A 12136-nucleotide genomic window follows, 5' to 3' on the forward strand; every position below is an offset into this window, starting at 1 on the left:
GTGGACATTTCGTGAAGCCTCTACTAGGCATCTCGTGAAATGACTGAAACAGACGAATATCTGCCGCGTCACCTGACGTCGGAATTGCACGATGCACTTGAATCCGCGCGCATAGTAAACCTCGTTGGACCAAGGCAGGTCGGAAAAACGACACTCGTTCGTGACCTGTTTGAAGAGGGCCGTTTCGTAACACTGGATGATGCGGCGGTTTTGGCGGCCATGGACGCAGACCCCGAAGGTCAGCTGACAAGCCTTGCGGAAGAGCAGGGCGCCGCGCCGATCATCATCGATGAGGCACAAAGGTCATCAAGGCTTGCGCTCGCCATTAAGAAGATCGTGGATCGCAATCGCCGGAAAGGCCAATTTGTTCTGACCGGGTCATCCAACGTCTTTACAACAGCGGAGGTTGCGGACTCACTGGCCGGCAGAATGCGAACCCTCAAGCTCTGGCCTTTGTCAGTGGCCGAGACCAATCGGTTGCCCGTGAGCCGGTTGATCGACTGGGCGATGCAGGATGCACCATCGCTGGCGCAAATCACAGACCCGGCGTCATTGGGTCGCAAGGACTATATCGATCTCATACTTGCGGGTGGCTTTCCCGAAACGCGCGCACTTCCCTTGCGGCCGAGACAGCGCCAGTATCGCGACTACGTCGATGCCGTGGTTGATCGAGACGTGGCCGACATCATGCCCATTCGTAAGCCTGACGCGCTGCGCTTTTTGATCGATCAGATGGCTGCGCGCACGGCGCAGGAGATCAACACGTCCGAACTGGCGAAGCTGGCGAAACTCAAACGTGAGACTGTCGATCAATATCTCGATATTCTCATGCGGCTTTCGATGGTGAGCAAGTTGAGCGCTTGGATGCCGGGGGAGGGAAAGCGTGATATCAAGCAGCCGAAATTTCACTTTGTCGACACCGGCATTGCCACGGCCCTGCGTCGATTGAACGAGAGATCGTTCGAGATAGGCAACACCCCAGAAGCATTGGGCGGCCTATTGGAGAGCTTCGTGGTTGGCGAGTTGCAACGCGCCTTGCCCATGCAAGACGAGGATTATCGGCTCTATCACTGGCGCAGCGCGGATCGGCGAGAGATCGACATTTTGATCGACGGAGGGCACCGGCTTGTCGGTGTTGAGGTCAAGACAGCGGCCACCGTTTCGGCCGATGATTTCAAACACCTGAGGTGGTTTGCAAACGCCGGGCCAGGAAAGGGGCGCGACTTCACCGGCCTTCTGTTCTATCTGGGGAAGGAGAAGCTCACCTTTGGAGACGGCAACTTTGCTCTCCCGCTGAGCGCGTTGTGGACACCAGTGGCCTTGAGCTAAGCATTCCCGCCGGCGGAGGGCGGATTCCGGACATTCGCTGCGTCGCCGTCAGCAACTCGAGAAACTATTAACAACGGACATTCAATGTTCCCGTGTTGAGAAACTCCGAGAAAAATTTGGTGCGTTTTAGGGGCTAAGGAGTGGAAACCTTCGTGGTTCAAAAAAAGCACCACGACTAGGTGCCAGAGAGCAAAATCAGTGACCCGGAGATCTTACAGTATTCTGAACTATCCAGTGATTGAGATGCGACCCAATCCTTAAAAAACAAGTGTGCTTCGCTCGCGTTTTTCTACTAAGGTTAGGTTTAGTCATTTGAGGAGGCAAATTTGAAGCTAGCACTTTCAGGGGCGCACGGTACGGGCAAGACAACGTTGGTTAATGCTCTATACGAGGAACTCAAGGATTCTCGGAATGTAGAGATTTGCCGAGAAGTCCCTCGCGTGATCGGCGAAGTAGTTGGGGATCGCGAGTACTTCAGACGGGGTAACAACACCGAACTGCGGCAAGCGCTGATTTTTTTGTATCAGGTTATGGAAGATCATCTCGTCGGGTCTGATAAAGACATACTCATTTCGGACCGAACGATGGTAGATCACTTGGCTTACACCGATGTGCTATTTCCAGAATTTAGCGGTACATCGGAGTTCAAAGTGATTTCGGATGCCGTTCAAAGATGGCTTGCCACCTACGATTACATTCTGAAAGTCCCGATTGAGTTTAAAGTGCAGGATGACGGTACGCGGGAGGCTGACCTCAGTTTTCAGGCATCAATCGATCAGAAAATTGATGAGTTCTATCTGAAATTCGGTGTGAATCCTGTCGTTATCACTGGTTCCGTTTCAGACCGCGTTGCACAGGTTTTGCGACTCATCGCCAGCTAGATGATCAGAAACGTGTTTCGCAATGATGTCTTCTAGCTCGGAAACTGTTTTGTATTGTTGAACGGAAACGCCATGAGCCTCGAGCATGCCGCCAACGAAGCGAGAATAGGGCTTGCCCGAAAAGACCACCGGCAGAAGCTGTTTGCCCATGCTCAGAGCTATCGCGATCTCAGCGCCCACACCTAGGGAAGGTTCGTTCAAAAATACCACGAGGGCGTCGGCTTTCTTTATCTCGTCAAGGTCTGTTCTGAAAACCGAATGACTGTCGAGCGAAACGTTCGTTTCAGGGTCTGTATTTGTGTGCGGAACGTATGCCATCGCTCCCGCCGTTTGGATCGCCTTTCCTGCGCGTTCGTACACCGCCCGGGCTTCTTTGAGATTGTCAGAGCCCTGCAATGCACCGGAGACATAGTATTTCATTTTTTTCCCCCGAACATGTCAAGATCAAGCTTGCCGGTTGCAGCGCATGCAAGCAAAAGGCCATTCTCGCTCGCCTTTATGTAGTCTGATCGTTCATCATCAAAAAAAGATGAAGTCCACCACCTAGACTGCCACGGTACCACAGAAGCCTCGAGCTTACGAACTCGTTTCCCAAGGACTAGCTCTATCGGCAGAGGCCCGCGCGCATCCAAATGCTCAAACCCCAGCGGTCGCTGCCCAACCCTAATATGCTTCATGGTACAGCCCCTTGGTAACCAAGGCTCTTCAAGTGTGGGGCTGTATCGAGAATAGACTGACCAGACGCGTAGTTCGTTGCTTTCCTGAGCACTGCGGCGATACTCTCGTAGAAACATCATGCCGCCTTCTGGCAGTAGATCGGTTAGGCTCCACATGAGCACGGAAAGAGAAACGTCATAGAGGTCGGAGAGTTCGTCTACTGTTCGCTGGGACAATTTTCTTTGTCGCAAGGTCTGCCTAAGGCTAGTCCGGGGTACCAGTATCTGCGAAGCGCCGTAGTCACAGAGTCGCTCAACATACTCGTAGGCTTCTTTGCTGCTGTTGGCCAAGTCGACAACGCGGGCCCCAACAGCGCGTATGAGTACGACGTGAGCGAACTCATGAGCAACAGAAAACCGCCACCTCTTAGACACGCCACCGCTTTGAAACTTCTCTCGCGCAATGGCTAGTTTTAGGCCGCCTTCTGCGAAGACGATGGCAGCATCTCTGTCATCCTGGGTTTGATCTTCATAGGACCATTCGACCCCTGCCAGTCGTAAGAGTGGGCTTATTTTGAATGGGGGGCTCGCTTGGCCAGTTTCTTTGAGTGCTGAATTGCACAATCTGCGCATGCCGCTCTTTGCGTCCGAGCTGCCAGACTTGGACGCCAAGACTTGGTTTATTGCTGCGATTGCTGCGGATGGGTCGATTGTTGTCACGTCACCAAGGACTAGCTCTGTTCGGTCGTATCTGAGACGGCTTTCTCGAATTCCGCCGAGGAGATGTCAACGTCGTCGCGTTGGGCCGCTAGCTTTTCAGTGAAGTGCTCTTGCAGGCCAAAAACCACTTTGGTTGGTAGCCGATCTCCTGTTGTTTGCTCGCGTTTCAAGATGTGTTCTTGCAGAGATTTGCTCGTTCGCGTTTGGTGAAAAAGCACAATATTCTCGTTTTCGACACTCAAAAGTGACGCGGCACTAAAAGCTTCTTCATCTGTGCCCTCGTCTGCTTGAGAGCGCCAGTCGACAATATTTGCAAGTTCTGAGTCCATTGCCGAGCGAAGCTCTTCCAGTCCATCGTCTGAACACTTTCGTCTGGCCGGGGTGACAAGAAGCAAGTACGCAAACTGCTGCCAGTAGACAGAAAACTCGTCCTGAATCTGCTTAATCCAATCCGCAATCGTGGCATCAGAAATCGCCTCTGATCTATGCCTCATTTCAGCTTCGAATTGAACGAGCTTACGGATTTCGTCGAGTGGTGATGCAGGCATGTGCTGCATTTGGCTAGAAAGCTTTGCCCCGGCATCGTCAGCGATCTTTTGCGACCATTCTCGCGCACTCTCGTAGACATGCATCGATGCGGCGTAATGTTTGAAAGGACCTAAAACTACACCGCACTCAGAAGCGATCACTTCCCCAAGCATCGAAAACTCAAAGATATTGAATGGGAGCAGCACAGTCGCGTTGTTTGATCGCATTACGACCTGTGTGTGCAACGCCCCGTCTCGGATGTGAAAAAACATCCCGAAAGCACACGGAACATCCTTCGACTCACGTGTTGCGTCCGTGGGCTGATAGATCGAAATTGCTGCTCGCCGAGAGTTGGAGTCTGCTTTCAGCTTATCGATGACGCCTTGAAGTTGGTCGATTCCCGGGAACGCCTGCCTAATGCGTGCACCGTACGAAGAGCCGGGAACGATAATCCCATCGTCAGAGAAGTTCTCAACTTGTTTTTGGTAGAATTTAATATCGGCAAGCCGGTTGTTGCCTGAGATCATCCAAACAAAGCGTGCGACTGCAACTGGAAGGTCGAGTTTGTAAGCATCATTACTGATGATGCGATCAAGAGGGTTCGAAAGAACAATCGAATACCCAAGACCTTCGTTTGTATCCTGCTGAATCCTTGCGCTGCCAGTATTCACCCCCTTCGCAACAGGTGAAGAAAGGATATCCGACATCACCTTACGGAACATGGTATCCGCATCGTTGTGGCTGCCACCCTCAACTACAAAATAGTCTTCCACTTTTTCACTCCAAATATCGCAGTCGCTCGAAATTTCTTGGACCGCTGGGGGCCCAATTCTACAACAGGTAGGCTGTGTAGGCATTCATAACAACTAAATGTATACCAAATGCGGTGTGTGGCCAAGCCTTGCCAGCCTAGATCGGAGCGCTCGTTAAGTAAGTAACTTACCTTCTGCTCAAGGCAATCGCGCACATAAGGGCCCTTATTGCTGACTATCAGCAACCCAGCTTGGTGGCGGTCCGCTTGGAAAGCTCCACTTGAATCCAGTTCGCTCCTCCAGCTTTCTGAGTTGAACGTTAAGTCTTTCGATCATCAGGTTATCCAAGAATTCAACAAGCGACTTCCACTCGTTGGCACCTCCGACGTGGAATCCCATTGTGAAGGTCACACCGATATCAAATCGCCCGTTCTCAAATTCGATTTGCAGGCTCCCTGAAATCGACTCGTGACCGCCGTTGTGAGCGTACCGCTTGTTTCGGAGGCGTATGATGTCGTCATGAATCGCCCTGAGATCACTTGGAATGGATTTGCGCGATACACCGCTGCCCATACCTCCCTCGATTAGCCGAACGTAAGTCGTGACAAACGCCATCGTCAGCATGTCATTCTCAAGTGCCCAATCCTTCGTCGGTTCGAATTTCGTCGGTGAAAGACGATGGTGAATGTAGCGTAAGCTTGCCATCGTTGGAAATGCATGAACGAGGCGATTCAGGTTTTTGAGGTTTGCATCAGCATCTTCAAGGACGGCTTTGCCATCGTCGACTATCTTCTGAAAATGCTGCTGCCATTCAGGTGGTAGGTACTTAATCGCCTCCTCGGGGAAGACGATGTACTCCTTGTCGCTAGGCTCCTCTGTCATACCTTCTTTTGTTCCTGGGTCTGTTGCCGAGCATTCTAGCCTGACGGGTCTTTCGGATTGTTTGGTTCATCAACAATATGTGCGTCGATGTGAATAAACCACAACACCGAGTATCAATTCTTGTTTTGTTCGCGTGATGGAGTCATTGTTGGTGAATGTCACACAAGTCATCTGTCGCGATTCTCTCGTCTCTCTTTCGCCCCGAGAATGATGCTCGGCCTACGCTGCTGCTCGGTGCTGGCGCTTCTTTCACATCGGGCATTCCTTTGGCTGGCGAAAGTGTTCGCAGGCTGGCAAAGCAAGTCTTTGCAGAGCGGGAGCTCGGTGGTCGGGTTCCAGTCGATCAGATCAAGCCATCCGAATGGATGAATTGGCTCAGGAACCACGAATGGTTCCTACCAGGTGATGACAGTCTCGCTGAGAATTTTCCTCTGATCATTGAGCATCTACTTCAGCCCGAAGCTTACCGGCGCAAACTGCTCCTAGAGCTTACGAGCAACAAGGGAGACATTGGGACCGGCTATCACGCACTTGCTGACCTAGTGCTCCGTGGTTTGGCGGGCACTGTGATGACCACAAATTTCGATCTGTGCCTGCCTAAGGCTCTCGCAGAAAAGCAACCGCACATCCGCCACGTTGCAGAAGTGAACCGAAGCGAGAATGACTTTAATGAGTTTAGCCTTTTCGCCAAAGCACAGATCGTGTGGCTTCACGGTAAGGCAGAACAATACACGGACCGGAATCTGATCGAAGAAACCAAGACACTCGACGCGGTTCTCTTGGAGCGTCTTCGCCCGTTGCTGGACGCGACACCCCTTGTCGTCATGGGCTACCGCGGTGCGGAGGACTCGATCATGAAATCGTTGCTCGGCGATGAAAATCAGAAATTCAGGCAAGGTGTCTACTGGTGCACAAGAGGAAGCGAGGCCCTTCATCCCAACGTCGAAGCATTGAAAAAAAGGCTGGGCCGAAATTTTAGGCGGCTGGACATTTCGGGCTTCGACGAAGCTGTAGGAGACCTCAACCTCGAATTGGCGGGTATTCAACGCTTTGCCCAACCAATCACATCGCAAGAAAATCAAGAGTATGATGACCTCATTTGCGAAGGAGCCGTGTGGGCAGACGTTGATGCTGACCTAGCACTGAGTACCTTAAGGCGATATTGCGAGAAGCTCGAGCGCGGATCTTTGTCGGCGGCGGAGCTCAAACCTCTGATGCGCGAGATAGGGCTGTTACGCAAAGACCCCGAGGGGAACGAACTCCCAAGTAATGGTTGTGTGCTGCTGTTCGGTAGGCAGCCTGAGCGGTTCTTCCCGCATTCGGTATTGACCGCTACGGTTTCAAACAAGAAGCGAACGGTCTTTCAAGGCAACCTCATCAAACAGTACAACGATGCGTTGAACTGGTTGGAAACCAAGGATGTAAACCCCGAGATCAAGGTCAAAGGCAAACAAAAGCACGTATCTCGTCTTGCATATCCTGAACGCGCACTGATTGAGCTGCTCGTAAACATGATAGTTCACCGCGATTATGAAGCTCACCAGCCATCTACAATCAATGTCGAAGACAATTACAGCATCACATTTACGAACCCTGCGATCATGTCGCCCAGGTCCAAAGTCCGTCTCGCAACAGATGAGAATGGCGCGTTTGATCCGGTCCCTGAGTTCAGCGACCTGCGCAACCGGTCCCTGTGCGATGTTTTTTTTGGAATCAGTGCGATGGAGCGGGCGGGAACAGGCCTGAGCGATGCACTCAGTCTTTGTACCGATGCAGGCGGATCGTCACTTTTTGCGTTTCCGCCAGGTGCCGAGCGGTTTGTTGGAAAGCTCTTTCGACCAGGTGCGTCCGCAGGGTCCGCAGCTGTTTCGATCGACAAAAGACCGATTGGAACCTACACCCTCAACACATTGGTGTTCTCGGCACTCCCGCAGTGTATCACGAAGCTGAACATTGACGGAGGCTGGGCAGACCTCAAGTCAAAAGCGGCATTGACGGAAGCTGGACCATTTGTCTTCGAAAGCCGATCAGGCTTGCTTTGGACCTTTCTCGATCCCGTACTTGCCTCCTCGATCTTTGGTGGTGTGCTAAAGGGTGAACATGAAGAAGTTTCCTTAGCCACAGCCGACGAAGATCCGATCATACACAAAAAGATCGCATGGCTCATGCGCAAGCACTTCGAAGGGTATTTGCGTTCCTTTGAGGAAGATGGCCTCATCATCGAAAAGACCAAAAAAGGTTTTCCAGCCAAGCGTGCTTACTTCAAGAGCAAGGGGCAAAAAAACCGCACAATCGTTTACGACAGTCCTTTACGAAAGGGGATCAGGAGGGGTGTGGTCAAGAAGCGCGGCGATGAAGGTCAGCCGTGGTTCGAGTGCGAAGGTTTCGGCTATGAAATCGTCCGGTTTGGTGAGGGTTGGGGCGTAAGGATCAAACCGTTTTACATGTTCACCAAGAAAGACGGTCAATCTCCACTGCCAGGCTACCTCAGAACAAAACGGGCAACACGCAGAATAAGGTTCGATAGGAACACCAACGTCGACAGCGATTTCGTCTTTTGGGGACGCTTCTTATCAAGAGGGCAACAAACCATAAGTATCGGCGATAGCCACGTGCAAGACCTCATACTTGAGGGAAGTTTCTTTATGGCAGATGTGACCGAGGAAGGATTACTGAGCGATGACAGTTCAGCTGAAGATCGACGTCCTGCATGAACCTATGCTCGAGTTTTCCAACGGAGAGCTCGATGTTGATCCCCGACGCGCTTTGCCCTTGTCTGGACCATCGGACAATCGTGGTGAAAAGGTTATTCGCCTTGGCTTTGTTGGACTGGCTGACGACGTTCGCGCGGCGACCGAGTGGTTCTCAAGACTCGAGCAGTTCATGCCGGCGCAAGAAAAAAACTCGCAACGCTATAGAGACTGGCCGGGGCTAAAGAGTGCACTCAATGCTCGGTTTGAAATCGATGAACGCCAAAAGCGTATTATCGATTCATCAAAGTACCAACTGCTTGTAAGTGAAGCCCATCGCGGCCAGAAGTTTGGCGAACTCGTCGAGCTGTTTGAAGATGCGATAGCCAGCCTTTACGGCGATGAGGCTCCGGATTGCATTGTCCTTTGCATAAAGCCGGAACTCGGCGACCTGCGCGCGGCCAATCCAGGTCTTAGCCCCGAAGAACGACATGCGCTCGAGATGGTGAGAGCAGAAGAAGAAAGCGACCAGCTCGCGCTCTTCCAACCGACGCCAGAAGAACTGGAGGCCGCAAGCGCGCTCCAGACTATGGCCGACGACCTTCTTTTCAGGACTTTCTATCGCGCGCTCAAAGCTCGGATAATGTCAGATAATCAGGCGGTACCCGTCCAAATCATTAGACGGGAGACCATCGATCGTCCCGATGAAAAGGGGCACAGCCATGCGACCCGAGCGTGGAATGCTGCAGTTTCGATATACTACAAAGCTAAGGGTATACCTTGGAGGCCAGCAGACCTGCCAAAGAACGTCTGCTTTGTAGGTGTTTCTTTTCATCACATGAAGAAGCGCGGCGGTCATCTCGTTTATGCCAGCGTGGCTCAGGCGTATTCAACTGATATCGAACCATTTGCGATCAAGGGCGCAAACATTGATCACAACCAGAAACGAGACAGGCAACCTTATCTCGACGAAGATCAGGCCAGCGGTTTGATGGAGCAGATACTTAACGAGTACGAAAAACGAGCGGGCGTGAGCCCAGACCGAGTTGTTGTTCACAAAACGACGCACTACCAACCAGAAGAGGAGACAGGGTTCCGCAAGGTAGCAGACGGACGCATTGCCAACTGCGATTTGGTTTGGCTTCGCAACACGTCCTTTCGAGTGGTCCGAAAGGGCACGGAGGAGCCTTGGAGAGGGACGCTGTGTTCACTCGACCAGCACGACTACCTGTTCACAAGCGGCTATGTGCCTTGGTGGAATGAGTTTCCGGGCATGCATATCCCCGCACCACTCGAGATAGGCAGCATGGGAGAAACCGATATTCGCGCGCGGGCACAAGAAATCTTGGCGCTCACAAAGATGAATTGGAACTCAAGTGACGGGATAACAAGGCTTCCAATTACTTTGCTCTTCGCAAAACGAGTTGGCGAGCTCATGTGCGAGTTATCGGACAACGCAACGCCCAATCCTTCTTACCGGTTTTACATTTGAGCACGCGTCCGTGCAGAATTGCGAAACGGGCAGCATATGGATCGCGAAATAAGGATTGCGAGCCTCGACTGAACATCCACAGAGAAAGGCAGCTATGCGGGTTGCGACTGCAGAAATTTCATCGGTTGGCTAACTCCGGCTATGGGCCGATGGCCCCCGGGGGGTCATAGACTGATGGTGCTGCCACCCAGCAGTCCGTTCTGAGCCACTCAGATACCGTGGTGCGAAAAATCGCTGAGAGCGCACTTTTGCAAACCCTTCACCTGCGGTTTCAAGATTTGCGGCAGTCTCTACCAAGCGGGAAAATTTCTGCAGGCCAGCTTCCACCTCTCCGTGAAGACGATCAAACGCAGCGCCGGGCGCTCTGCCACGGCAGCCGCGCCTTGCCGTGTCGGGGAGCGCATCGAGCGTCAGCGTGAAGGCCGGGTCCATGATTACACCCGTAAGCAAGGCATCGAGGAGACCTTCATTCTGACCCCGAAGGACGCCCCGGACTGGGCTAAGGACCGGTCCCGCCTCTGGAACGAGGTAGAGGCTTTCGAGACTCGCCGCAACTCTGTCACCGCCTGCGAATGGGAGCTGGCCTTGCCGTCAGAGATCAGCGCGGAGGACCGCTCGCAAATCACCCGAGACTTCGCTCAGGAGCTGGTCAGCCGCTACGGCGTCGCCGTCGATGTGGCGATCGATGCGCCGCACCGAGAAGGCGATCAGCGGAACCACCATGCCCATGTTCTGACTTCCACCCGCAAGCTGGAGGCGCAAGGCTTCACCGCCAAGACCCGCGTGCTCGATTCCGCGAAGACCGGCGGCGTTGAGATCGAGCAGATGCGCGGCCTCTGGGCCGAGTTGCAGAACCGTGCCCTGGAGCGGGCAGTGGAGCTGGACCGTGTCGATCACCGGTTGCTTGAAGCGCAGCGCGAGGCAGCGGTTGAGCGCGGTGACGATCTGGCCGCCGAGGAACTGGACCGTGATCCTGGTCTCAGACACTGACAGACTGACTGCTATGCATGATAACGTGGGAAGCGAGGACGAACGAGGGAGCGGTGAACTACTTGTCCGGTTCGAACAGGCGCTGGTGCTTCGCAAAACGCTACCGCTGCTTGTTCTGACGATTGCGTTTTTGCCGAGAATTTCATGAAGACAGTTGAACGAATTTCTGGTAGCTTCTAACACCATTAGAGTGAGGGCTAGTTTTCGCAACGGAGCAAAAACAAAGTCAAAAATCGAAAGGAATTAACGATGGGGACGATAAAGTCGGCGTCCACGACCGGATCGCTTAGAAAAATCGATGCTGTGGTCAGGCTATCAGCTAAAGATCGAGAACTTGGCGCTCAAGTTATGTCAAACCCGACAGCTGCGTTACAGGCACATGGTATTGGACTTACTCAAGATGAAACGGTTGCATACCTCGATATCATGGGCAAAACGGTCGAATCTACTTTCCTGCATGACGCTACTGCTGAACATGGCGACTGGATCGCAGAGATGAGGGACTTAGCGAAAGCGTGAGTTTCGGCCCACTGCACTATGTTGCGGCCGATTTCCTCATAGATCAAACCGGAAGCCTCCGGTTGATAGAGCTAAACTCTTTGCCAGGCGACCTTACTGTTCTGGCAAGGGAAGCGGTGCGCTCATCGGAAGCAAAGAGCGAAAATCCGCTGTCCATATATGCCCGCGCATTGTCGGAACTGTGCAAGAAAAACAAAAGAAACATCATAATACTATCGGAGCGTTTTGAGTTTGATCTTATCCAAGATGTGAGACCTACCCAGATCGTCTTACGTAAAGGCGATGACCATCCGGTCACCGAAAGCGCCAAATCTGTAATCCGTCTTCTAAATGCGTTGAGAACTGAACTAAGGGTTCTCGGACACAATATCGCGTTTGCTGATGCGAGGTTTCTAGACTCGCTATCTAAAGAAGGTACTCGGAATTTTAATGTCGTGGACGCCCGGTCGTCCGACTTATCGCATTGGTTGATCCCTGATAGCGTTAGGCAAACCCACAGTTTTTGTCGCGATAAACTACTTCTTGCACAACTCTTCCCCGCCGACTGTCATAGATGGATGATTGCTACGTGTGATGCGAGTGCCGACTATGAAGAGGTATCAGAGTTTTGTTCCCGGTTTGAGTATCTAATCGTTAAGCCGCGTTTTGGTTATGGCTCACTAGGTGTCGAGCGATACAGGGCAGAGGACCTCTGTTC

Annotated in this window: 10 protein-coding genes; 6 read left to right on the top strand and 4 right to left on the bottom strand. The window is 52.5% G+C overall.

What is annotated here, in order from left to right; translation table 11 throughout:
* Nucleotides 1-39: 39 nt before the first annotated feature.
* Nucleotides 40-1329 (top strand): ATP-binding protein, encoded by a 1290-nt coding sequence (locus tag Q1A63_RS12350; protein WP_299631758.1) that lies wholly within the window; start codon nucleotides 40-42, stop codon nucleotides 1327-1329.
* 326 nt (nucleotides 1330-1655) lie between these two features.
* The gene (locus Q1A63_RS12355) at nucleotides 1656-2210 is read left to right on the top strand and encodes an AAA family ATPase (RefSeq protein WP_299631760.1); all 555 of its coding nucleotides are present in this window, start codon (nucleotides 1656-1658) and stop codon (nucleotides 2208-2210) included.
* Here the strand turns inward: Q1A63_RS12355 and Q1A63_RS12360 are convergent.
* The 4 genes from Q1A63_RS12360 to Q1A63_RS12370 form a co-directional block, all read right to left on the bottom strand.
* Nucleotides 2169-2630, bottom strand: a complete 462-nt coding sequence (locus Q1A63_RS12360) for a nucleoside 2-deoxyribosyltransferase (RefSeq protein ID WP_299631762.1) — start codon at nucleotides 2628-2630, stop codon at nucleotides 2169-2171. The two genes, Q1A63_RS12355 and Q1A63_RS12360, sit on opposite strands and share 42 nt — an antisense overlap.
* Nucleotides 2627-3499, bottom strand: coding sequence for an ImmA/IrrE family metallo-endopeptidase (locus Q1A63_RS25660; RefSeq protein ID WP_366524360.1), 873 nt, complete (start codon nucleotides 3497-3499; stop codon nucleotides 2627-2629). The genes Q1A63_RS12360 and Q1A63_RS25660 overlap by 4 nt, the downstream gene beginning before the upstream one ends.
* Nucleotides 3500-3597: 98 nt before the next feature.
* Nucleotides 3598-4887 carry a thymidylate synthase gene (locus Q1A63_RS12365; RefSeq protein WP_299631764.1) on the bottom strand — a complete coding sequence of 430 codons (1290 nt, stop codon included), beginning with the start codon at nucleotides 4885-4887 and terminating at the stop codon, nucleotides 3598-3600.
* A gap of 204 nt (nucleotides 4888-5091) precedes the next feature.
* Nucleotides 5092-5748: a hypothetical protein gene (locus Q1A63_RS12370; RefSeq protein ID WP_299631766.1), complete on the bottom strand. Its 657-nt coding sequence runs from the start codon at nucleotides 5746-5748 to the stop codon at nucleotides 5092-5094.
* A 155-nt stretch (nucleotides 5749-5903) separates the two neighbouring features.
* Here Q1A63_RS12370 and Q1A63_RS12375 point away from each other — a divergent pair, with 155 nt between their 5' ends.
* The 4 genes from Q1A63_RS12375 (at nucleotide 5904) to Q1A63_RS12390 (ending at nucleotide 11439) form a co-directional block, all read left to right on the top strand.
* Nucleotides 5904-8462 carry an SIR2 family protein gene (locus Q1A63_RS12375; RefSeq protein ID WP_299631768.1) on the top strand — a complete coding sequence of 853 codons (2559 nt, stop codon included), beginning with the start codon at nucleotides 5904-5906 and terminating at the stop codon, nucleotides 8460-8462.
* Complete coding sequence (locus Q1A63_RS12380; protein WP_299631770.1) at nucleotides 8428-9930, top strand: hypothetical protein; 1503 nt, start codon at nucleotides 8428-8430, stop codon at nucleotides 9928-9930. Before Q1A63_RS12375 ends, Q1A63_RS12380 begins: the two co-directional genes overlap by 35 nt.
* Nucleotides 9931-10239: 309 nt before the next feature.
* The gene (gene mobQ, locus Q1A63_RS12385; RefSeq protein ID WP_299632101.1) at nucleotides 10240-10920 is read left to right on the top strand and encodes a MobQ family relaxase; all 681 of its coding nucleotides are present in this window, start codon (nucleotides 10240-10242) and stop codon (nucleotides 10918-10920) included.
* A gap of 249 nt (nucleotides 10921-11169) precedes the next feature.
* Nucleotides 11170-11439: a hypothetical protein gene (locus Q1A63_RS12390; RefSeq protein ID WP_299631772.1), complete on the top strand. Its 270-nt coding sequence runs from the start codon at nucleotides 11170-11172 to the stop codon at nucleotides 11437-11439.
* The last annotated feature ends 697 nt before the right edge of the window (nucleotides 11440-12136 follow it).

The organism is uncultured Roseobacter sp. (assembly GCF_947499265.1).
Taxonomy (GTDB): domain Bacteria; phylum Pseudomonadota; class Alphaproteobacteria; order Rhodobacterales; family Rhodobacteraceae; genus Roseobacter.